Consider the following 21,358-nt stretch of genomic DNA (forward strand, 5'->3'; position numbering starts at 1 on the left):
GAGATTGCTGCGGGTTGATGACATGACAACGTCCCTTCAAGAGGGACGTTGTCATGTCTGGCGGGAGTGGACCGGTTGCTCTTCCATGGCCTGAAGCTGCTGGTTGACCCAGGCGGTGGCGCTCAGATAGAGGTGGCTGACCTTCTCTTCGTTGAGGCCGAGCCGGACGGTGTTGGCGGCGACCCGCTGCCAGTCGGCTTTCTCGAAATCTTCACAGAACGCGAGGTAGAACCCGAGCTTGCCCTTGCGGGTGAGCAGGGCGGCACGAATGTCATCGGTCAGGGGAATGGAGCCGAGCAGCTGATCCAGCGGTTCTCCCATGAGCACGTCCAGCAGGGAGAAGAGGCCGGTGACAAAGGCTTGCTGTGCCTGCTCTGCGGGCGCATGGGTCTGGGCCAGCAGTTCGCAGAACCGGGCTCTGATGAGGGACATCTGGTGGAGTTCGGCGCTCTTTTCACTTCCCGCACTGGTGGCGGCGATCAGGGCGACGAAGCGCTTGAGCTGGGCGTGCCCCAGGGAGCTTGCGGCCTGGCGAAACGAGGCGATGGGCTGGGGGAAGCGCTTGAGGTGGTTGATGTAGCGCAGCAGCTTGAGAGAGAGGGTGAGATCCTGATTGAGCAGTTGCTCAATCTTGTCCAGATCCGGTTCGGTCTGATTGACCACCTCGAGCAACTGCATCACCACCAGTTGGGCCGGCGGTATGGTGGGCTGTTGGACCATCTGGGGGCGGCTGAAGAAAAATCCCTGGAACAGGGTAACGCCGAGCTGCTTCATCCGCTCGAACTCGGCCTGATCCTCGACTTTCTCGGCCAGATAGGTGAGGGGCAGGTGGCGATGATTCGCCATGAAGTGCTCGATGCAGGGTTGCGGCGTGCTGCGCAGGTCGAACTTGATGATATGGATGTAGGGGAGGAACCTGTCCCAGTCTGAGACCATGGTGAAGTCATCCAGCGCCAACCGATAGCCCAGCCCATAGAGCTGGATCACTTTCTCCAGCAACGCATCGTCGGGCTCGGCATCTTCCAGGATCTCGATCACCACCTTGTCACGGGGGAGGCACTCGGCCAATCCATCCAGCAACAGGGAGTGGGGGAAATTGATGTAGCAGGGGTGATCTCCGATGAGCTGATCGATGTTCTGCTGCAAGAACTGCTCGGCAACCAGCCTGGAAGTGGCCTGCTGTGCGGAGACGGAGGGAAATACATTGTCCAGGCTGTCGCGAAACAGCAGCTCATAGGCTTGGGTGTTCAACTCCCGATCCAGAATGGGCTGCCTTGCTACATAGGAATACATGCATCTCTCCACCATGGTTACAGGCTTGATTCTATGGTGAAGCGGATCACTATGCCAGTGCCGACCGGTCGGGAAGGTCAACAACTGGCATACTATTTGTCAGGAAACCCGGGGTGTCAGAACAGGTAGTTGAGCTGCAGGCCGGCGAGCCAGGCATCCCCTTCCGAGGTGCCATTGAAGGTGGAGGTGGTCTGGGGGATGCCGGGCCTGAGTTGCATGGTTTCGCTCACGTCCACCTTCTTGCCGTCGATCAGGGTCAGCCCCAGATCCAGCGAGAGGTGGCGGTCAATCTGGTAGCCCACACCGGCGCTGTACCAGACCCGATCCGAGTCGGGGATGGAGATGGTGCGGCGATCTGCCGGGACCGGGCTGCGGTCGTAGGCGATACCGGAGCGCAGTTGCCACTGGGGGGCCAGCTGGTAGGTCATCCCCAGCGCATAGCGCCAGCTGTCTTCCCAGTGCTCCTCCTTGATGTGCATGGTGCCGTGGTGGTCGAGCTCGGATTCGAGCTGCACGAACTTGCTCCAGTTGGTCCAGTTGATGCTCGAATGCAGCGCCAGGGCCGGGGTGAGCTGATGGAACAGAGCCAGCTCGGCGGTGGCGGGCAGGGGCAGATCCAGGCTGCCAGTATCGGTGAAGGGCTGGCCCTTCTGATCGATGCCGATGGCGTCACCGGAGAGGGTCAGGGTGATGTCGTGGCGATAGGAGAGACCGATGCGGGTTGCCTGCGACAACTCAAGCAGGGTGCCCAGGTTCCAGCCCATGGCCCAGCCATCCCCTTTCAGGTGCTTGGCTATCTGGTTGTTGGAGGGGAAGGTGCCACCCACTTCCCCTTCCCCCTGAATGGCGGAAAGACCTGCCCCGACGGACCAGATGTTGTTGATGCGATAGGCCAGGGAGGCCCCCAGATCCATGGTCTTGATGTCGGAGACGTTGCCGAAGTGACCGGCGTTGTAGTTGTCCGGCATCTTGACCCCGAGTCCGTAATAGGAGGTGGCGGCAAGCCCGAGGCGCCATTGCTCGTTGAGGGGCACGATGAGATAGGCGTTGGGTACCCAGGCGTCACCCGCAATGTCGTGGGCTCCGGCATCCAGACTGACCGGCCCCTGAGTGGTAGGCACCCGGGTGGTGCCCTCTATGTTGACGTCGGGGTGCACATGGATGACGCCGCCGGAGAAGGCCAGGGTATCGAATCGGGTCATGGCGGCGGCATTGCGGGAGAGCACGCTGGCATTGTCGGCGATGGCGGCTTCACCCGCGAAGGCACGCCCCATGCCGGTGGCGGATTGCTCCGCGAGCTGGAAGCCGGCAGCCTGTACCTGGCTCGACAGCAGCAAGAGGGCTATAAGGGAGGGTTTGAACGTCGGATGCATGGTCTTTCCTCGGGATGAACTGGGTGTTCATTCTGTTATTCGGTTGGGGCCGGGATTTTATATGGTATGACCAGCAAGGCAACGGGGAGAGGGGAACGTGGTGCAAAACGGGATTAAATGCTGAAAGGAATACCCATAACAGGTTGATAAAAAAAGAAAAGAGTACAGTTGTTTACTACAGCTGTGCGCTCAGATGGCGAAGTTGGATAAAAAAAGAGCGCCCAGAGGCGCTCTCGATGATGACATGAAAATCAGAATTTCATGTTGAACTGGGCGGAAGCCAGCAGGGCGTTGCCATGGGAGGTGCCCTTCCAGCGCAGCGCATCGCTGTGGTTGCGCAGGCCTTCGTTCACGTCCACTTCCTTGCCGTCCAGATAAGCCATGCCGAAGTCGAGGCTCATGTCCGGGTTGATGTGGTAGGTGGCACCGGCGCTGTACCAGATACGGTCGGAGTCAGGAATGCTCAGGCTGCGGTATTCCGGCTCGATGGGGCTGTTGTCGTAGGCGAAGCCGATACGGGCTTCCCAGGACGGGTTGACGTACCAGGTACCACCCAGGGCGTAACGGGCAGAGTCCTTGAACTTCTCGTCTTTTTGCAGGCACACGCCGCCGGCGCAGTTGCTGCTGGTGGCCTTGAGCTCCTGGAAGGCGCTCCAGTCGGTCCAGTTCACGGAGTAGTGGACAGCGAATTGCTGGTTCAGGCGGTGGTAGCCTGCGAACTCGGCCTGGGCCGGCAGATCCAGCTTCAGGTTGCCATCGACGACGCGATTGCCGGAGGTGGCGCCCTGGAAGTCGCCGTCAAAGCTCAAGTCCACCTGGGAGCGGTAGGTCAGGGCAAGACGGTTGTTGTCGTTGATCTCGTACAGGGTGCCGACGTTCCAGCCAAAGCCCCAGGTGTCGCCCTTCAGGTGAGCCAGACGGGTATCGGAGTTGGCGCCCGGAATGGCGGCGGAAAGCGCACCGGCATAACGGTTCAGCTCGGCGGCGGCGTAGACGGCATTGATGCCGGCACCGACGCTGAAGCTGGAGTTGATGCGATAGGCGATGTTGGGGTTGATGTTGAAGGTCAGCAGCTCGGTGTCACCGGCGCCGGCACCGGCCGCGAAGGTCTTGGAATATTCGGTGGAGAGGCCGTAGTTGGAGAAGAGGCCGATCCCCCAGGCCCACTGATCATTCAGGGGCTGGATGAAGTAGGTGGCCGGCACGAAGGCATCGGGGGCGATGTCGCTCTCGCTGGACGGAGCCAGCTTGGTGGGGCCGGCATAGATGTCGCCAGCCACATCCACGTCGGGCTTGATATAGGTGCCGGATACAGACAGTGCCATCTTGTCGAAGGTGGTCATGGCCGCCGGGTTGCGGGACAGCACGGCCGCGTTGTCGGCGATGGCTGCTTCACCTGCGTAGGCGCGACCCAGACCGGAGGCCGAGTGCTCGTTCAGCTGGAACGCGGCGGCGAAGGTCTGGGTGCTGGCCAGGGTCACGGCCGCAGCGATCAGGCTTTTCTTGAAAAAGGCAGTTGTCATAGTGTTCTCTCTTTGTAAGCAGATTTTCTGTCGACATCACGGCTCTTTGGCGGCTATTGACGACATGATCTGTTGTTATGTCAGCTTCTTCCCATTCATTGCTGGCGTGATTCTATGGATCTGGTAGGAGGTAAGAAATCAGACCAGTGACAGCAGAATACATAAAAGTTTCCATTGTGTTAATCATTTGTTTTAACTTGCCGTTTTATTAGGCTGATTTATCTATTATTGGATAAATAAAGCACAAATGGTGCCGTTTGCGTCATTTAAAATAAATAGTAAAAATGTGACTTCGCGCGGGCAATGGGCGGGAACATGCGGGGATGTGGGGATGAACAGGCAGACAATGAGGATGTCTGCCTGTGATGTGGCTGAGGCGGAGGACGAGTCAGCCTGGGTCAAGGTCTGTTAAATGGACCAGTGCAGGCGTGACTCAAGCTGGCGGGCAACCGGGGCGAGGGGCTCCTGCATGTCTCCGATGAGCACCATGTTGGCCCCCTTGAGCGGCAGTATCTCCCCCTTGAGGGTCCCGTCTGCAAAATCGGACTGGATCGTCAGTGGCAGATGCTTGGGGACGAGGAACAGGGTGACCGGTCCCATCTTGCCCTGGAGCACCATGTGCAGGGCCGGTCCCTGGTAGAAGGCGCAGTGGTTGACATAGGTTACCTTCATGCCCGGCATCTCGCTCAGGGTGGCACCATATTTCTCCATTTTTGCGTTGATGGTGTGCAGGCTGACCCGCTCATCCACCGCATGAATGAAGGGCTCTTCCCCATAAACGTGGGACATGGCGACCTGAGCCAGCGACAGGGTGTCCGGTGCCACAGGCCAGCTGATCCAGCGGGTGCTCATGCCGAGCAGGAAGGCGACCGAGGCTGCGATGGCCAGAGCGCGCCATTGCGTGCGTGCAGGAGTGACGGGCAGCGGGACCACCTGCTCCTCTTCGGCTGCCATCGCCTGCCTGAGCAGGATCCGCTCCGCAAGACCGGCCGGTACGTCCACTTCCAGAGTGCTGCGCACCTGGCGCTCGAGCTGCTGCATCTCGTCCAGATGCTTGCGATTGGCCGGTGACGCCTCGGCGGCTTTCAAGAAGGCGGGATCCCTGTCCGAGGGGTGAGTGATGGCCCGGCGGCGAAATTCAAGCTCATCCATTGGTGTGTCCTCTCTGTTGTTTCGCAGACTCCATGGCCTCTTTTATCTGGTTGCGAGCGCGAAACAGCCTTGTCATGACGGTGTTCTTCTTCAGGCCGAGTTGCTCGGCGATCTCCTCCCCGCTGAATCCCCCCAGAACCTGCAGCAGCAGCGGCTCCTGATACTCGGCAGGCAGGCGCGCGATGTGGCGCCTGAGCCATTCGTGCTCCATCTCCTGCTCGCTTGGCAGGACACCCTGATCCCGTAGGGGGTGCTCGTCGAGGTCGACGAGATCGAACTGCTTTCGCTCAAAGCGGCGGGCATTCTCCCGCCGCAATATGGTGATGAGCCACGCCTTGGCAGCCTTGTCGTCCAGCAGGGTATCTATCGCCTTCCAGGCGCGCAGGAAAGTCTCCTGCACCAGATCCTCGGCGATTTGCGGATCCCGGCACAGCCAGTAGGCGTAGCGGTAGATGTCCCCGTGCAGGGCGTGCACCAGGGCTTCGTACTTGGTTTGTTTGTCTGCCATCTCCCCATAGACCGGAGAAGCGCAGGGATCCTTTCCCGTGTCGGCCCTTTTTCTTCTGAAAAAACCTAACGCCATAAAGGGGTGTCCTGTTTCATGAGGGGCGCATCATGCAAGCATCCACGCCAGTATTCGAAGACCATAGGCTATCGCAAAGCTCTCCCAGGTGCACAACTCCCTGGCGAGCGCCTGTCTGGGCAGGTGTTCGCCAGGGGCGAGTACGGGGGCAAAACAGGCCCGATCCAGGTCGTCCAGCAGCGCTCCCATGGCGGGGTCGCGGTGACAGGGCAGCCTGGCCAGATGCAGACAGGGGGTGTCCCAGCGCAGGACGGCCCAGGTCAGCAGGGTTTCCCTGGCCTCGTCAGGAGAGCCCGTGGCGAGGGCCCGTTGCAGGCAATAGAAGGCGCGCCAGCGCGGCCAGCGGCGCATGAATGCCCGCAGCAGGATGGCCAGGAGCACCCAATAGAGATACTGGACCCCTGGTGCGGGGGAGGCGGGAGTGGCGCTCTCCCTTGCCGTGAACACCAGAGAATGTGCGGGCAGGCGCGCCTCCTCGATGCGGCCGCTCTGGGTGTTGAACCAGCGCAGGGTCTGGGGGGGCAGCACATAGCGCCCCACCTCGTCGGCGGTCAGGGCCTGGCGCCACTGGCGCTCGAAGCGAAGCGCCCCCTCGGCCACGAATCGCTCCTGTTGCTGCTCGCCGTCCGGCTTCATGGAGAGGCCGGCGGGCAGGGGCGGGGCCGGCAAGAGGGGCAGGCGGTTGCCATCCCCCCCTTCCATCACCAAGGTGAGGATGCGGATCACCGGCTCACCCACCCTGGCCTGGGCCGGGCTGAACTGCTGGCGCAGCACCAGGCTGCTCGCCACCGGCTCCAGGGGGGCCTTGTCCACCTTGATGAAGAGGGTCGCCGCCCTGGCGGACAGCAGATCCCCCGCGTTGCCCGGCGCGGTCGCACCGGCCGCGTCCTGGGGCGGCAACCGCCCCTGAAAGCGGGGGGATTCGACGGGATGGAGTCCGGGCCCTTTGGCCTGCAGCAGCCATTTTCTCGTGAGACGCCCGGGCAGGCCGGGGCTGGCGGGAGAGTCCCAGCGATCCTCGCCAAGGCGGCGAATGGTAAAGGCCGGGGTGATGGGCTCGCCGAGGTTGGGGGCCTCCAGGTTGGCTGGCAGCCAGAGGGTCAGCTCATAGATGAAGGGCTGGCCGGGGTAGAGATTCCCCTCATGGAGCACCCGGGCCTGCAGCTCGACCGGAGAGAATACCGGGTCTTGTGTAGGCATCAGGGTGCCGTCCAGGGAACGTGTCGGTACCGCCAGGGAGGGGGTGAGATCGGCGCCAAGGGGCAGGGAGGGCACCTGGCGCGGGCTGGTATCGAGCAGGTGCAGGGGGATCTGCCAGCGGGTCAGGCTGCGGCTCTGGGCACTGACCCGCTGGATGCTGACCCGCCCGACCGCAAACTGGCGCAGCAGCGGTTGCAGGTTGAGATCCTCATCGCGGTACATCCCGTCGGCCTCGATGATGAGCAGCCAGTCGCGCTCGCTCGCCCCCGGCAACAGCTCGGCCTCGACAGGGACGGCCTGCACCCGCATGGCGCACAGGGCGAGCAGCAGCCAGCAGCCGATCCGGGGGGAGAGCAAGCGCAGCACGAGGATCACCAGGGCTCCTCCACCTTGATCAGGGGGCGGCGCAGGGCCTCCTTGCGAAGACGCTGCTCCAGCAGCAGCACGGGGGGCGCCGGGGGGCGGGGAGCCTCTGAGGCGCGGGCGGGGTCGGGAGTGTCGGCCTGCGCCGGGGCATTTGCCGAGGGCGCCGACTGCGGCGGGTTGGCCCGCAGCAGGGCCAGGTTGTGCAAGGCATCCCTGTGCCCAGGTTCAAGGCGAAGGGCGCTCAGATAGGCCTGCTCCGCGGCGGCAAGATCCCCGAGCCAGACCAGGGCATTGCCCCTGTTGTAGTGGGCGGTGGCGCTGTTTGCCCTGCCATAGGCGGCGACGGCCCTGGCGTAATCCCCGGCTCTATACCAGGCGTTGCCTTGCCAGACCGGATCCTGGAAGGTGTTGGCCGCTTCCCGATAGTGTCCCTGGCGATAAGCCTGCCAGCCTGCTTCATCTTGTCGGGAGGCCGCCTGCAGGGAAGGGGGCGCGAAGCCAATGACGAGGATCACCAGCAGCCAGTGGGCGCCGATCCGCGCCAGCAGCGCCAGGGGGAGCAAGGTGATGAGCAGCCAGGGGCCGAGATCCCGGGATTGCCCCTGCGTCAGGGCCTGGCCCATGGGCAGGGGGGCAAAGCGGGGCTGGCCGGAATCAAGCCAGGCCAGCCTGCCTCCAGTGCTGGCGGCAAGGGTGGCCATGGCCTCCTCGTCGGGCGCAGGCAAGGTGTGGCCGATCGGGCTGCCGAGCTGCCAGCGCTCGGCAGCCACGCCGGGCAGCCGGGTCTCCTTGCCCCCGCTGGCCAGCAGGATGTCGAGCCGCGGGGCCGAGCCTGCCTTGCAGAACAGGTCGTTGAGGCAGGGCCAGAAGGCGGCGATGCGATCGCGCGCTGTCCCGGAGAGGCCGTCGGTCACGAGCAGCAGACGGGCGGACTGGCCCGGCGGGATCAGGGTGAGGGCCAGGGCAACGGCGCGCTCGGGGGCGCTGCCCTGGACAGGCATGATGGCCGGGCGCAGGTCCGGCAGCAGCAGGGCGATGGCCTGATGATCCCGGGTGGGAGGCATGGCGAGGTAGGCATCCCCGGCAAACAGGATGAGGGCGATGGGATGGGCCGCGTCCTGCCGCGCTATGTCGGCCAGCATCTCCTGCAATCCCAGTCTCACCCGGGTTGCCCGGTCCGGCGCCAGATCCTGTGCCAGCATGGAGTCGGAGAGATCCAGCAGCCAGATATCGAGGGCCGGGCTCGGCATGGAGAGACTCTGCTGGCGCAGGGCGGGGCCCGAGAGCGCCAGGATCACCGGCAGACAGGCAAGCCAGCGCCAGGGGATGGCCCGATGGCGGCTCGGCAGCAGATAGGCCTGCATGGCCGGGGAGAGCAAGCCGGGATCGCGCCGGCGCCACCCCTGCCACAGCCAGGGGAGCAGGGCCAGCAACCAGAGGGGGCGCAGCAAGGTCAGCTCCATGGTGCCACCATCATGGCCTGCCTACTCATGGGATGTCCTCCGTGACAGGGAGATGCGCCAGCGGGCTGGCCAGCAGAGCAGCAGCCAGGCCAGGGCCAGTGGCCAGGGGTAGAGCTCCTGGTGGGGCCGGGAGAGGGTCTGGGGCCGGGCGAGGGGCTCCAGGGTGTCGATGGCCTGGTTGATGGCGGCGAGATCGCCCCGGTTGCGGGCGCGAAAATAGCGGCCTCCTCCCAGTGTCGCCAACTGCTGCAACAGGGCTTCATCCAGTTCGGCACTGGGATCGGCGTCCCCTGCGGGCCCGGCGAAGGTGTCGGGGTCGGCGCCCACCCCCAGGGTATAGAGACGGATGCCGGCTTTGGCGGCGAGCCGGGCCTCGGTCAGGGGATCCGCATTGCCCGAGGTATTGCGCCCGTCCGTCACCAGCAGCAGGGCGGTGGGGCGGGTGGGGTCGGCGTGCTGGCGTGCCAGCAGGATGGCTTCCCCCAGGGCCGTGGTGCGCCCCACCAGATCGAAGTCGAGCTCCCTGGCCAGGGTGAGCAGGGCCCCGGTCTCCTGGGTGAGGGGGGAGAGCAGATAGGCGTGATCGGCAAAGACGACGAGGGCGATGCGATCCCCCGGGCGGGAGGCGACAAGGTTGCTTATCTGCTGGCGCACCGCGGCAAGCCTGTCCGTTTGCTCTCCGTCATCCAGCATGTCCTGGGTGCGCATGCTGTCGGAGAGATCCACCGCCAGGATGAGGTCCCGGCTGCTCTGGTAGTGAATGATCGGGGGCTCCTGCCACTGGGGGCGGCACAGGGCCAGTACCAGGGCACACCAGCAGATCATCATGCGCCACAAGGGCTGCCCCGCCTGGGGCTGGAGCAGGGGAAAACCTCCATGAACGAGCCGGTTTCCTCCCTTGCGCCCCTTCATGGGAGGCAGGCCGAAGCGCACCAGCAGCGGCAGGGCGAGGGCGAGGGAAAACCAGGGCCAGGCGAGGATCATCGCGTACCCTCCGGGGGAGGGGCCCCTCGCTTGCTTGCAGGGAATCGCGGCGCGCTGACGCAGCGTCGCCCCCAGGCGAGATAGGCGAGGCGCAATCTTTTGCGCTGCGCCTCATCGGGCACTCTGCCCCCATAGAGCCAGAGCGGCCACTGGGCGGCAAACCGGGAAAAATCGCTCCCCCCCTTGCTGTCCAGCCAGGCGAGCCAGGCCTCCCCTTGCAGGGGGGCCGCCTCGGGCCAGCGGGCCATGGCCGCTTCTCGCAGGACATCCTGCAGCTTGGGGACGAGATCGTCTGCCTGCCAGTCTATCCGGTGCGCCCAGCGGCGCTGGCGCAACAGGGTGAGGGCCGTCGTGGCGATCAGGCAAGCGGCGATCGCCGCGATCAGCAGCCCCCCGAGAGCCATCAGGCGAGGATCTTGTGCAGGCTCGAGAGCGGGGCCTTGGTGGATGTCGCGCAGCTCGGCACGGATGGCTTGCAAGGCCTCACTGGACGAGGGCTGGCGATATGCATCCGGTGCGGGCACGCCCTGCTCCCCCCTCAAAACAGACGGCATCCGCCCTCCTGCCACTGGCGTTGCAGGGTGGCGCCGTTGTCGAGGCGATAGAGGCGCGTCACCAGGGGCAGTAACTGCTGGCGACAGGCCTCGGCCTGTTCGTCGGCCGCCCTCTGGTAGCGGGCGCGAAAGCGGGGATCTTCTCCCGCGAGCCAACCGCTGTGTCTGCCTGCCTGCACTGCCAGTTGCCCCTGTTCGGGCAGGGCGGCTTCCAGGGGATCGCGGATCTGCCAGTAGTGGATATCGTGGCGCAGGCGAAGGCGTTGCAACTGCTGGCAGAGGGCCTGGTCCGGTACCTGGTGATGGCTTATCAGGGTCAATCTGGCCCCGTGGGGCAGGGTGAGTCGTGCCAGGGTCTGGGCCAGCGTCCAGGGTGGGGGGGCGCGATCCAGCCCTGCTTCGTAATGGCGGCAGAGCGCTTCCAGCAGAGGCATGAGAGAGCCGCGCTGGTGCTCTGTGCGGGGGGCTTCGCCCTGGCAGATCAAGGTATTGGCCTGTTTCTCCCCCTGCCAGAGCAGGGCGGCGGCCAGCTCGCAGCCAAGGCGGGCCTTGAGCTGGGCGCGGGAGCCAAAGTACATGGCGGGTGAGAGATCCAGCAGCAACCAGTGGGCCTGATCCTGCTCTTCCCCGTAGAGGCGGGTGTGGGGGCGGCCGAGGCGGGCGGTGACCCGCCAGTCGATGTGACGCACCTCGTCACCGGCCTGATAGAGGCGAAGCTCCCTGAAATGGAGCCCGGGCTGGCGCCCGATACGCCCCTGGGCCGCCTGATGAATGCGAGCACGCTCGCCCTGGCGCGTCCAGAGGCGCACCGCCAGCAGCCGCTCGAGGGTGAGGGTGATGTCGGGGTGATCCCGGGGCTCGGCGACGGGGGTCATGGCGATAGGGCTGCCTGTGGGGGCCGGCTCAGGGACATGGAATGGCATCCAGCAGCAGGGTGATGAGCGCCTCGCTATCGAGGTTGTCCGCCAGCGCCTGATAACTCGGGATGAGGCGGTGGCGCAGCACGGCTGGCGCCAGTTGCTGGATGTCTTCGGGCAGCACGAAGTCGCGCCCGGCGAGCCAGGCCCGGGCCCGTGCGGATCTTGCGAGGCCGATGCTGGCTCTGGGACTGGCCCCCACCGCGACCAGGGGGTCTAGCTCGGGGCACAGGCCGCTGCCGGGGCGGGTGGCGCACACCAGTTGCACCAGATAGTGCTCGAGGCGCCCCTGCATCTGTACCCCCTGAACGGCGGTGCGGGCTTCCATCAGGTCGGACTGGCTCAGGGTGACCGGCGGCGTCGGCAGGGCGTCGCCACGGGCGTTGAGTTGAAGGATGGCCAGCTCCATGGCGGGGCTTGGGTAATCCACCAGCAGCTTGAGCAAGAAGCGATCGAGCTGGGCCTCTGGCAGGGGATAGGTCCCTTCCTGCTCGATAGGGTTCTGGGTGGCGGCGACCATGAAGAGGGAGGGCAGGCGCCAGCTCTTCTTGCCCACGGTGATCTGGTGCTCGGCCATGGCCTCCAGCAGGGCGGACTGCACCTTGGCCGGCGCCCGGTTGATCTCGTCCGCCAGCACCAGGTGATTGAACAGGGGGCCGGGTTGAAACACGAAACTCGCATCCTGGGGATGGAAGACCTCGCTGCCGGTGAGATCGGCAGGGAGCAGATCCGGGGTGAACTGGATACGGGCAAAGCGCCCCTCCACGGCGCCGGCCAGCGCCTTGACCGCCCGGGTCTTGGCAAGACCGGGGGCCCCCTCGATCAGCACATGTCCTTCACATAACAGGGCGATCAGCAGCCCCTCGATGAGGGGGCCCTGTCCCAGTATCTGGCTGCCCAGATAGTCTCCAAGTGCTCTGAACTCGGCCGCTGCCATGCGATAAACCCGTTGTTTTTATGGAAGTTGATCTTTTTATACCCCAGTTGGCTCACAAGGGCGAGGGAGGGTGGCAAGATGGGGACAATTTAGTTTCAATCAGCCGTATGAAAGTTGTGATTGGATTGTTAAGATGTGGCGCAATGAGGTCAGACCTCTGCCTTTTTAACCCAAGGAGCCAGGATGAAACAGCCATTGAAACTGACGACTCGCCAGGGCGAACGGATAGCCGTCGTGGCGGGTCTGCGCACCCCCTTTGCCAAGCAGGCCACCGCTTTTCACGGCGTGCCTGCGGTGGATCTGGGCAAACTGGTGGTGAGCGAGATGCTCGCCCGCACCGATCTCGACCCCAAGCTCATCGACCAGCTGGTGTTCGGCCAGGTGGTGCAGATGCCGGAAGCGCCAAACATCGCCCGGGAGATCGTGCTCGGCACCGGCATGAGCGTCAGCACCGATGCCTATAGCGTGTCGCGCGCCTGCGCCACCAGTTTCCAGGCTGTGGCCAATGTCACCGAATCCATCATGGCCGGCACGGTGGACATCGCCATCGCCGGCGGTGCCGACTCCTCTTCCGTGCTGCCCATCGGGGTCAGCAAGTCTCTGGCCCGCGCCCTGGTGGATCTCAACAAGGCGCGCAACCTCCAGCAGCGTTTCAATATTCTGCGCCGTCTGCGCCTGAAGGACCTGCTGCCGGTGCCCCCGGCCGTGGCCGAGTACTCCACCGGTCTCTCCATGGGGCAGACCGCCGAGCAGATGGCCAAGACCCACCAGATCAGCCGCGAGGCGCAAGATGCGCTGGCCCACCGCTCCCACACCCTGGCGGCCGAAGCCTGGGCGCAGGGCAAATTGAGTGGCGAGGTGTTCACCGCCCACGTGCCCCCCTACAAGTCGCCGCTGGAGCGGGACAACAACATCCGTGAAAGCTCCGATCTGGCGAGTTACGCCAAGCTCAAACCGGTCTTTGACCGGGCTCATGGCTCGGTGACCGCCGCCAACGCCACTCCGCTTACCGACGGCGCCGCCGCCGTGCTGATGATGCGTGAAGGGCGGGCCCGTGAGCTGGGTCTGGAGCCGCTGGGTTACATCCGCAGCTTCGCGTTTTCCGCCATCGATGTCTGGCAGGACATGCTGATGGGCCCCTCCTATGCCACGCCGCTGGCGCTGGACCGTGCCGGCATCACCTTTGGGGATCTGACCCTCATCGACATGCACGAAGCCTTTGCCGCCCAGACGCTGGCCAACCTCAAGATGTTTGCAAGCGCCGAATTTGCCCGTGACAAGCTGGGCCGGGATCAGGCCATCGGCGAGGTGGACATGGAGAAGTTCAACGTGCTCGGTGGCTCCCTGGCCTATGGCCATCCTTTTGCCGCCACGGGGGCGCGCATGATCACCCAGACCCTGCACGAGCTGCGGCGTCGGGGTGGGGGATTGGGGCTCAACACCGCCTGTGCGGCGGGTGGGCTGGGTGTGGCCATGGTGCTGGAGGTGGAATGATGAGTGCCAAGACTTTTTCTCTGGATATTCGCAAAGACGGCATCGGCATCCTCACCATGGATGTGCCCGGTGAGAGCATGAACACCCTGAAGGCCTCCTTTGCGGACGAGATCCGCACTCTGCTGGCCGAGGTGAAAGCGAACGGGGATCTGATCGGCCTGGTGATCGCCTCCGGCAAGAAGGACTCCTTCATCGCCGGGGCCGACATCGCCATGCTGGCGGCCTGCACCAGCGCCCAGGATGCCGAAGCGCTGTCCCGGGCCGGACAGGAGGTGTTCGCCGAGATCGAAGCCCTGGGGATCCCGGTGATCGCCGCCATTCACGGCCCCTGCCTTGGCGGCGGGCTGGAGCTGGCGCTCGCCTGTCATGGCCGGGTGGTGACCGATCACGGTAAAACCGTGCTGGGCCTGCCGGAAGTGCAGCTCGGCCTGCTGCCGGGCTCCGGTGGTACCCAGCGCCTGCCGCGCCTCATCGGGGTGGCCAAGGCACTGGATCTGATGCTGACCGGCAAGCAGGTGCGGGCCAAACAGGCCAGGAAGCTCGGGCTGGTGGATGACACGGTGCCCCCGTCCATTTTGCTGGAGGCCGCCATCAAGCTTGCCAAGAAGGGCAAGCCGCGCCACCACCTGAAACGGGATCTGCAGGGCAAGGTGCTGGAGACCAATAAATTTGGTCGCAAGGTGCTGTTCGATCAGGCCCGCAAGGGGGTCAAGGCCAAGACTCGGGGCAACTACCCGGCGCCGGAGCGCATCATCGAGGTGGTGCGCATCGGCGTGGAGGAGGGGATGCAGGCCGGCCTGCTGGCCGAGGCCCGCCACTTCGGCGAGCTGGTGATGACGCCGGAATCCGCCGCCCTGCGCTCCCTCTTCTTCGCCACCACGGAGATGAAGAAAGAGGTGAGCTATCAGGGGGCCGAGCCGCGCAAGGTGGGTCATGCCGCCGTGCTGGGGGGCGGCCTGATGGGGGGCGGCATTGCCTTCGTCACCGCCACCAAGGCGGGGGTACCGGTGCGGATCAAGGATGTGGCGAGCGCCGGCATCGGCAATGCCATGCGTTACAGCTACGACCTCCTCGCCAGGAAGCTCAAGCGTCGCCAACTGCTGCGCAGCGAGCTGGAAAAACAGATGAGCCTGCTCACCGGCACCCTGGACTATTCCGGCTTCCACCGGGTGGACATGGTGGTGGAAGCGGTGTTCGAGGACATCAACCTCAAGCACCAGATGGTGCAGGACGTGGAGCGCGAGTGCGGCGAGCACACCGTGTTTGCCTCCAACACCTCCTCCCTGCCCATCCACCAGATCGCCTCGGCGGCGACGCATCCGGAGCGGGTGGTGGGGCTGCACTACTTCAGCCCGGTGGACAAGATGCCGCTGGCCGAGATCATTCCCCACGCGGGCACCAGCGCCGAGACGGTGGCCACCACCCTGGCCTTCGCCCGGGCCCAGGGCAAGACCCCCATCGTGGTGAAGGACGAGGCGGGCTTCTACGTCAACCGCATCCTGGCGCCCTACATGAACGAGGCGGCGCGCCTGGTGCTGGAAGGGGAGCCGGTGGAGGTACTGGACGGCGCTCTGCTCGACTTCGGTTTCCCGGTCGGCCCCATCACCCTGCTGGACGAGGTGGGGATCGACGTGGGAGCCAAGATTTCCCCCATCCTCGAAAAAGAGCTGGGTGGCGAGCAGTTCCAGGCGCCCAAGGCCTTTGACAAGCTGCTGGAGGACGATCGCAAGGGGCGCAAGAACGGCAAGGGCTTCTATCTCTATGGCAAGGCGGCTCCGCGCAACAAGCTCACCGGCAAGGAGGGCAAGAAGACGGTGGACGCGAGCGTCTACGACGTGCTTGGCGTCAAGCCCCAGGCCAAGCTTGCCAGGCAGGAGATCGCCGAGCGCTGCGTGCTGTTGATGCTCAACGAAGCGGCCATGGCCCTGGATGGCGGCGTGGTGGCCTCGGCCCGGGACGGCGACATCGGCGCCATTTTCGGCATCGGCTTCCCTCCCTTCCTGGGCGGTCCGTTCCGCTACATGGACAGCCTCGGCATCGACTATCTGGTGGGGCGTCTTGAGCACCATCAGAAGCGCTTTGGCGACCGCTTCGCCCCCTGTGCGCGGCTGAAAGCGATGGCGGCGGAGCAGCAGACCTTCTACTGATGGCTCTCGACGGCATGCATCGAGCGAGGCGACCCCAAGGTCGCCTCGCTTTTTGTTGGGCGTACCTTTCCGGTTTGGGGCGGGGGCGCGAAGAAAAACGGGGCGGGGAGGGGTAAAACCTTGATCTGGCGCAAACTGGTGCCCCATTTATTACTTTGGTGGCATAGGACTCAGGCGCGGGTTGAGGTCAAATAGTCTCATCAGGAACGGGGGCGACCCCGTCACGAAAGGGACACCCATTTCACTGGATGAAGGACACACTATGAGTCTGCTTGAACACACCATCTGGACTGTATTGGGGTATGGGGCCATGCCCTTTATCTTCCTGAGCGGGTTCGTGGCAGTGGCAGTGACCTGCTGCCTGCTGCTCAATGCCTTCGGGGTCAAGTCCGCCGAGAAGTGAGTCACTCTCGTTCATGCCGCCAAATGCCAGTCTCACGACTGGCATTTGTTTTTTGTGTCTTCTGAATCACTTGTCCCGCCCCTGATGGGGTAAAGGGAGCGCAAGACGGTCGAACCCGGCGGCCATTTTGATTACACTGACGCCCGGCATGTCCGCCCCCTTCTCTTTTATCAGGTATTCACGACTTCTATGGCGCTCAAGGCAACCATCTTCAAGGCCCAGATCAGCTTGTCTGACATGGATCGCAATCTCTATCAGGACTTCTCCCTCACCCTGGCCCGTCACCCCTCCGAGACCGACGAGCGCATGATGATCCGCCTCGCGGCCTTCGCCTGGCATGCCGCCGAGCGGCTGGAGTTCACCAAGGGCCTCTCCGCCGACGACGAGCCCGAGCTCTGGTGCAAGAACTATTCCGATGAGATTGAACTCTGGATTGAGCTGGGTCAGCCGGACGAGCGCCGTCTCAAGAAGGCATGCAACCGCTCTCGCCAGGTGGTGCTCTACCTCTATGGCGGCCGTGGCACCAGCGTCTGGTGGAAGCAGAACCAGGGCAAGCTCGGTCTGCACGACAACCTGAGCGTCATCGAACTCTCCGACAGCCAGACCCTGCCCCTGGCGGCCATGGTGGAGCGCACCATGCAGCTCACCTGTACCATCTCCGACGGCCAGCTCTGGGTCAGCAACGGCAGCCAGGAGGTGACGCTGGACCCCGTGGTGCTGATGGGACGCCCGGCCCGCGAACTGTAAACGGGATACCCATGTTCAGCGCCCTGCTCAATATCGTCATTCCCGTGTTTGCGGTGGTGGGCCTTGGCGCCCTCTATGGACGGTTGCGACCGGGCGGGGCCCTGGGTTATGTCAACCGGGCCAATATCGAACTCTTTACTCCGGCGCTGGTCTTCTCGGCCCTGGTGAAATACCCCCTGGATCTCGCGGCGCACTTGCCCCTTGTGGGGGCCGGTGCCCTGGTGATCCTGCTGCCCGGTTTGCTGCTCTCCCTGCTCAAACTCAAGGAGATAGAGCGGGCCGCGCTGATCCTGCCCGCCATGTTTCGCAACACCGGCAACCTCGGCATTCCGCTGATGGTGCTCGCCTTTGGCGAGCAGCAGCTCGGCGCCATCGTCATCCTCTTTGTGCTCTCCAACCTGCTCCACTTCTCGGTGGGCATGTTCATCCTCTCTGCCAGCAGCTCCCGCTGGCTCTGGCTGAGAAGCCCCGTGCTCTGGGCCGCCTTCGCCGGGCTGCTGGTGGCCAACCTGCATATCCCGCTGCCGGAATACCTGGTGACCAGCGCCGCCCTGCTCGGCCAGATAGCGGTGCCCCTGATGCTGTTTGCCTTAGGCATCCGGCTGATGGAAGGGGAGCTGGATCATCTGGGGCTGGCCATCAAGTGCAACCTGCTCTACCTGTTGGCGGGGGGCCTCTCCCTGGGGCTCGCCGTCTGGCTGCTGCCCCTCGAACCTGACTGGATACCACTCCTGATGCTGTCGGTGGCGCTGCCCCCGGCGGTATTGAATTACATCCTGTGCGAGCAGTACCAGTGTCAGCCCGACAAGGTGGCCAGTATTGTGCTCGGCGGCAATGCGCTCTCGGTGGTGGTGATCCCGCTGGCGGTCTGGTTGGCGCTGCATCTGGGGAGTTGACCCTGCTCTGTCTTCCTCTTCAAGGACGCCCGATGGCGTCCTTTTTATTGCCATCGTGCATGTCCGATGTTGCTTTGCTTATCGAGTACAGCCGAGCTTGCTCGCGTATCTGACAAGGTCTTGAAGCCGGTTTAGCCGGATAAGGCAGAGAGTGGAAGGGGGAGAAAGGGAATAAAACAGGGCGGCCTTGGCCGCCCTGTTTATTGATGGGGAGCAGGTTGAACCTGGCCATCCTTGCGCAGTTGTGTATAGAGACCAAACCCGGCCAGCAGGCCGGCGAGGGCCAGCAGCAGCCAGATGGCGGTGGTGGGGCGACTGCCTGCATCCCCCAGCATAAAGCCGATGAGCAGGTTGCCAAAGAGCGCCATGCAGCCCCCGGCGCTGGCATAGAAGCCGTAGTAGCTGCCGAGCTGCTCAGGGGGGGCGTAGCGGGGCAGTTGGGCGGCGAAGAGCGGGAAGCAGAGGATGGAGCCCAGGGAGAGCAGGGCCACCTGCGTCAACACGCCTGCCGTCGGCCAGGGGGCCAGCAGGGGCAGGGCGAGATAGCTCAGGCCCATCATGCCTATCCCCAGCCCCATGGCGAGCGGCACCCCCAGGCGGCGCTCCACCAGGCGGGAGGCCGGGAGCTGGAGCAGAACGCCGATCACCGCCGAGAGGGTGAAGACGCCGCCGAGCAGGTGGGTTGCGTCCGGCAGGCTCTGGATATGGGCGGGGAGGGCGAGATAGAGCTGGTGGAACAGGATCTGGTAGCTGCCTGCCAGCAGGGTGAACCCCATGAAGGGGCGCTGGCGCACTATCTCCCCCCATTGGCGCAAGATGGCGCCACGGGGGCTCTGGTTGCTCACCGGGCGTTTGGGCAGCACCCGGTATTGCAGCACTCCGAGCAGAGCGAAGAGGCTCGCCGCCAGGATCCCCGTCAGGGTATAGCTCTGCTGGGTCAAGGTGAGGCCGACCAGGGGGCCGAGCAGCATGCCCGCCTCGCTGGCCAGATTGTGCAGGGCGAAGGCGCGCTGACGCTGGCTCGGGTTGTGGCATTCGCTGGCAAGGTAGGCCTGGGCGCAGGGGGTGAACAGAGCCCCCGCAAAGCCGGTGAGGGCGGCGGCCAGCAGCAGGATGGGGAGGGACTCGGCCCAGCCCAGCAGCACGAAGCCCAAGGATCGTACCAGGCAGCCCCAGACGATGGCGGGATGGTAGCCGATGCGATCCCCAAGGGTGCCGCCCAGCAGGAAGAGCCCCTGCTGGCTGAAGACCCGCATCCCCATGACGAGGCCGCAGGCCCAGCCGGCCAAGCCGAGCCCGCTGCCCATGTGCTGGGCGAGGAAGGGCATCATCATGTAGAAGCCGAGGTTGAAGGCGAGCCCATTGGTGATGAGCAGGCGGGCGGCCGGGCTCATGCCCTGCCAGTCCCGCCAGTAGGAGGCGCCGTTCATGGTCGCCTCCCGCCAGCGCGTGGGGCGGTGGTCGCCGGGGTGGCGCAGCACTGTGTCATGGTGTCTTTCGCAGGGTTCTGAGGAAGGGGATGCCGTGCTGATCGTGGCTTATCTCCACCGGCACCTGGTAGAGGCGCTCGATTAGGGCCGCGTCGAGCACTTGGGCGGGGGGGCCGAAGGCCTGCAAGTCGCCCCCTGCCAGCACGATCAGCTGATCGGCAAACTGGGCGGCCAGGTTGAGGTCGTGCAGCACCACCAGGGTGATCCACTGCTGCTCCCGGGTCTGCTGGCACAGGTGCTCCATCAGCTGCATCTGGTGGTGCAGGTCCAGGGCGCTGACCGGCTCGTCCAGCATCATGATGCGGGGGTCGCGCAGCAGCACCTGGGCGAAGAGCACCATCTGCCGCTGGCCGCCGCTCAAGGAGTAGAGGGGGCGATCCGCCAGATGGGCGATGCCGAGCGCCTGCAGGGCCCGGCCGGCAGCCAGGATGTCCTCGTCCGCGAGGCGCATGGAGAGGCTGTCGAGGCGCCCCAGCACCACCACTTCGATGACGCTGAGGTCCAGCTCCAACTGGATGTTCTGGGGCATGTAGCCAAACTGCTGGCGCCACCTGGCCTGCGTCATCTGGCGGGCACTCTGGTCCCCGAGGCGAATGTCGCCACTGTCCGGGGTCAGTTCACCAAAGAGGGTGCGCATCAAGGAGGTCTTGCCGGTCCCGTTCGGGCCGATGATCACATGGACCTGACCCGGATGCAGAGTGAGGCTGAGATCCCGCAGCAAGGTCTGCTGGCCGAGGGAGAGGGAGAGTCGGGATATTTCAAGCACGTTTACGCCCCCTGCCGAGGATCAACCAGATGAAGAAGGGCACGCCAATGAGCGCGGTGACGATGCCGATGGGGAACAGGGCCCCCGGAATGATGGACTTGGAGAGCACCGAGGCCGCCGAGAGCATGCAGGCGCCGCACAGGGCGGAGAGGGGGATCAAAAAGCGCTGATCTTCCCCCACCAGCATGCGGGCGATATGGGGGGCCACCAGGCCGACGAAGCCGATCACGCCGACGAAGCTGGTGGCGGTGGCGGTGAGCAGGGCGACCAGCACCAGGGTTTTCATGCGCAGTCTGTCGACATTGACCCCGAGGCTGCGGGCGCGGGCTTCCCCGAGGCGCAGGCTGGTGAGGGCCCAGGCATCCCGGTAGATGAGCAGGGTGCAGATCAGGGTGACGACGGCGGTGATGATCAGGGAGTCCCAGGTGGTGCGCATCAGGCTGCCAAACAGCCAGAACAGGATCTGCTGGTTGAGCTCGGGGGAGGAGAGGAACTGCAGCAGGGAGAGCAGGGACTGGAACAGGAACAGCAGGGCGATGCCCGCCAGGATCAGGGTCTGGCTGCTGACATGGCGCATCATGGCCAGACCAAACAGCAGGCAGGCGGCAAACATGCACACAATGAAGGCACCGGCCGGGATGGCCACCAGGGGAGGAAGTCCGAGGCCGCCGGTGTAGAGGGCCAGCGCCGCGCCCAGGCCCGCCGCCGCCGCGAGCCCGAGGGTGTAGGGGCTGGCGAGGGGGTTGTCCAGCAGGGTCTGCATCTGCACGCCACCAAGGCCGAGAGAGGCGCCGACCACCAGAGCCATGAGGGCGATGGGCAGGCGCATGTCGTGGACGATGGTGCGGGTCATGGGATCGGCCTGGGCGGGGGAAACCAGGGCATCGATCACGTCGTGCAGGGCCAGCAGGGAGGGGCCGGTGGCGATGTCGAGCACCAGGGTAATGCACAGGACCAGGGCGAGCAGCAGGAGCCAGTGCCAGCGACGGCGCTCCCGTTGCCGCTGCCGGGCGAGGGTCTGCTGCAGGGCAGCCAAATCATTCATGATGTCAATCCTGAAACGGGCGCCG

General features: G+C 64.6%; 19 protein-coding genes. 5 read left to right on the top strand and 14 right to left on the bottom strand.

Features of this window, described 5'->3' with window-relative positions:
- Positions 1–51: 51 nt before the first annotated feature.
- The 11 genes from H7R73_RS11465 to H7R73_RS11515 all read right to left on the bottom strand — a co-directional run bounded on the left by H7R73_RS11465 (position 52) and on the right by H7R73_RS11515 (position 12,345).
- Positions 52–1,293: an EAL and HDOD domain-containing protein gene (locus H7R73_RS11465; RefSeq protein ID WP_042878931.1), complete on the bottom strand. Its 1,242-nt coding sequence runs from the start codon at positions 1,291–1,293 to the stop codon at positions 52–54.
- Positions 1,294–1,409: 116 nt separating this feature from the next.
- Positions 1,410–2,666 (bottom strand): outer membrane protein transport protein, encoded by a 1,257-nt coding sequence (locus H7R73_RS11470; protein WP_103260081.1) that lies wholly within the window; start codon positions 2,664–2,666, stop codon positions 1,410–1,412.
- A gap of 251 nt (positions 2,667–2,917) precedes the next feature.
- Positions 2,918–4,189 (bottom strand): outer membrane protein transport protein, encoded by a 1,272-nt coding sequence (locus H7R73_RS11475; protein ID WP_041211385.1) that lies wholly within the window; start codon positions 4,187–4,189, stop codon positions 2,918–2,920.
- A 408-nt stretch (positions 4,190–4,597) separates the two neighbouring features.
- Positions 4,598–5,341, bottom strand: a complete 744-nt coding sequence (locus H7R73_RS11480; RefSeq protein ID WP_041215209.1) for a DUF3379 domain-containing protein — start codon at positions 5,339–5,341, stop codon at positions 4,598–4,600.
- The gene (locus H7R73_RS11485) at positions 5,334–5,924 is read right to left on the bottom strand and encodes a sigma-70 family RNA polymerase sigma factor (RefSeq protein ID WP_103260082.1); all 591 of its coding nucleotides are present in this window, start codon (positions 5,922–5,924) and stop codon (positions 5,334–5,336) included. Before H7R73_RS11485 ends, H7R73_RS11480 begins: the two co-directional genes overlap by 8 nt.
- A 30-nt stretch (positions 5,925–5,954) precedes the next feature.
- A complete protein-coding gene (locus H7R73_RS11490) occupies positions 5,955–7,490 on the bottom strand; it encodes a hypothetical protein (protein WP_442778440.1) in 1,536 nt (511 codons plus the stop codon).
- A 5-nt stretch (positions 7,491–7,495) separates the two neighbouring features.
- Positions 7,496–8,953 (bottom strand): vWA domain-containing protein, encoded by a 1,458-nt coding sequence (locus H7R73_RS11495; protein ID WP_103260084.1) that lies wholly within the window; start codon positions 8,951–8,953, stop codon positions 7,496–7,498.
- Between the two features lie 21 nt (positions 8,954–8,974).
- Positions 8,975–9,937, bottom strand: a complete 963-nt coding sequence (locus H7R73_RS11500; RefSeq protein ID WP_103260085.1) for a VWA domain-containing protein — start codon at positions 9,935–9,937, stop codon at positions 8,975–8,977.
- Positions 9,934–10,491 (bottom strand): DUF4381 family protein, encoded by a 558-nt coding sequence (locus H7R73_RS11505; protein WP_232092681.1) that lies wholly within the window; start codon positions 10,489–10,491, stop codon positions 9,934–9,936. The genes H7R73_RS11500 and H7R73_RS11505 overlap by 4 nt, the downstream gene beginning before the upstream one ends.
- Positions 10,476–11,366, bottom strand: coding sequence for a DUF58 domain-containing protein (locus H7R73_RS11510; RefSeq protein WP_103260087.1), 891 nt, complete (start codon positions 11,364–11,366; stop codon positions 10,476–10,478). The genes H7R73_RS11505 and H7R73_RS11510 overlap by 16 nt, the downstream gene beginning before the upstream one ends.
- Positions 11,367–11,394: 28 nt before the next feature.
- Positions 11,395–12,345, bottom strand: coding sequence for an AAA family ATPase (locus H7R73_RS11515; RefSeq protein WP_103260088.1), 951 nt, complete (start codon positions 12,343–12,345; stop codon positions 11,395–11,397).
- 183 nt (positions 12,346–12,528) lie between these two features.
- Here H7R73_RS11515 and fadI point away from each other — a divergent pair, with 183 nt between their 5' ends.
- From fadI to H7R73_RS11540, 5 genes are all read left to right on the top strand, one after another.
- Positions 12,529–13,839 (top strand): acetyl-CoA C-acyltransferase FadI, encoded by a 1,311-nt coding sequence (gene fadI / locus H7R73_RS11520; RefSeq protein ID WP_103260089.1) that lies wholly within the window; start codon positions 12,529–12,531, stop codon positions 13,837–13,839.
- Positions 13,839–15,986: a fatty acid oxidation complex subunit alpha FadJ gene (fadJ, locus tag H7R73_RS11525; protein ID WP_103261129.1), complete on the top strand. Its 2,148-nt coding sequence runs from the start codon at positions 13,839–13,841 to the stop codon at positions 15,984–15,986. The genes fadI and fadJ overlap by 1 nt, the downstream gene beginning before the upstream one ends.
- Positions 15,987–16,248: 262 nt before the next feature.
- Positions 16,249–16,389, top strand: a complete 141-nt coding sequence (locus H7R73_RS11530; RefSeq protein WP_010674670.1) for a TIGR02808 family protein — start codon at positions 16,249–16,251, stop codon at positions 16,387–16,389.
- A gap of 189 nt (positions 16,390–16,578) precedes the next feature.
- Positions 16,579–17,136: a YaeQ family protein gene (locus tag H7R73_RS11535; protein ID WP_010674671.1), complete on the top strand. Its 558-nt coding sequence runs from the start codon at positions 16,579–16,581 to the stop codon at positions 17,134–17,136.
- An 11-nt stretch (positions 17,137–17,147) separates the two neighbouring features.
- Positions 17,148–18,032: an AEC family transporter gene (locus tag H7R73_RS11540; protein WP_103260090.1), complete on the top strand. Its 885-nt coding sequence runs from the start codon at positions 17,148–17,150 to the stop codon at positions 18,030–18,032.
- A gap of 200 nt (positions 18,033–18,232) precedes the next feature.
- Here H7R73_RS11540 and H7R73_RS11545 read toward each other — a convergent pair whose 3' ends face one another.
- The 3 genes from H7R73_RS11545 to H7R73_RS11555 are packed head-to-tail and all read right to left on the bottom strand — an operon-like array spanning position 18,233 to position 21,333.
- Positions 18,233–19,462 (bottom strand): MFS transporter, encoded by a 1,230-nt coding sequence (locus H7R73_RS11545; protein WP_128318341.1) that lies wholly within the window; start codon positions 19,460–19,462, stop codon positions 18,233–18,235.
- 55 nt (positions 19,463–19,517) lie between these two features.
- On the bottom strand, positions 19,518–20,288 hold the full coding sequence (locus H7R73_RS11550; protein ID WP_103260092.1) for an ABC transporter ATP-binding protein: 771 nt from the start codon (positions 20,286–20,288) through the stop codon (positions 19,518–19,520).
- A complete protein-coding gene (locus tag H7R73_RS11555) occupies positions 20,281–21,333 on the bottom strand; it encodes a FecCD family ABC transporter permease (protein ID WP_010674675.1) in 1,053 nt (350 codons plus the stop codon). The genes H7R73_RS11550 and H7R73_RS11555 overlap by 8 nt, the downstream gene beginning before the upstream one ends.
- Positions 21,334–21,358 lie beyond the last annotated feature (25 nt).

Source organism: Aeromonas sp. WP2-W18-CRE-05 (assembly GCF_014168615.1).
Classification (GTDB): Bacteria; Pseudomonadota; Gammaproteobacteria; order Enterobacterales; family Aeromonadaceae; genus Aeromonas; species Aeromonas caviae.

Coding starts and splice junctions, on each gene's coding strand:
- H7R73_RS11465 (WP_042878931.1), bottom strand. CDS start 1,293: ATGTATTCCTATGTAGCAAGGCAGCCCATTCTGGATCGGGAGTTGAAC.
- H7R73_RS11540 (WP_103260090.1), top strand. CDS start 17,148: ATGTTCAGCGCCCTGCTCAATATCGTCATTCCCGTGTTTGCGGTGGTG.
- H7R73_RS11495 (WP_103260084.1), bottom strand. CDS start 8,953: ATGGAGCTGACCTTGCTGCGCCCCCTCTGGTTGCTGGCCCTGCTCCCC.
- H7R73_RS11475 (WP_041211385.1), bottom strand. CDS start 4,189: ATGACAACTGCCTTTTTCAAGAAAAGCCTGATCGCTGCGGCCGTGACC.
- H7R73_RS11500 (WP_103260085.1), bottom strand. CDS start 9,937: ATGATCCTCGCCTGGCCCTGGTTTTCCCTCGCCCTCGCCCTGCCGCTG.
- H7R73_RS11515 (WP_103260088.1), bottom strand. CDS start 12,345: ATGGCAGCGGCCGAGTTCAGAGCACTTGGAGACTATCTGGGCAGCCAG.
- fadI (WP_103260089.1), top strand. CDS start 12,529: ATGAAACAGCCATTGAAACTGACGACTCGCCAGGGCGAACGGATAGCC.
- fadJ (WP_103261129.1), top strand. CDS start 13,839: ATGAGTGCCAAGACTTTTTCTCTGGATATTCGCAAAGACGGCATCGGC.
- H7R73_RS11470 (WP_103260081.1), bottom strand. CDS start 2,666: ATGCATCCGACGTTCAAACCCTCCCTTATAGCCCTCTTGCTGCTGTCG.
- H7R73_RS11555 (WP_010674675.1), bottom strand. CDS start 21,333: ATGAATGATTTGGCTGCCCTGCAGCAGACCCTCGCCCGGCAGCGGCAA.
- H7R73_RS11480 (WP_041215209.1), bottom strand. CDS start 5,341: ATGGATGAGCTTGAATTTCGCCGCCGGGCCATCACTCACCCCTCGGAC.
- H7R73_RS11530 (WP_010674670.1), top strand. CDS start 16,249: ATGAGTCTGCTTGAACACACCATCTGGACTGTATTGGGGTATGGGGCC.
- H7R73_RS11510 (WP_103260087.1), bottom strand. CDS start 11,366: ATGACCCCCGTCGCCGAGCCCCGGGATCACCCCGACATCACCCTCACC.
- H7R73_RS11505 (WP_232092681.1), bottom strand. CDS start 10,491: ATGCCGTCTGTTTTGAGGGGGGAGCAGGGCGTGCCCGCACCGGATGCA.
- H7R73_RS11485 (WP_103260082.1), bottom strand. CDS start 5,924: ATGGCGTTAGGTTTTTTCAGAAGAAAAAGGGCCGACACGGGAAAGGAT.
- H7R73_RS11535 (WP_010674671.1), top strand. CDS start 16,579: ATGGCGCTCAAGGCAACCATCTTCAAGGCCCAGATCAGCTTGTCTGAC.
- H7R73_RS11545 (WP_128318341.1), bottom strand. CDS start 19,462: ATGAACGGCGCCTCCTACTGGCGGGACTGGCAGGGCATGAGCCCGGCC.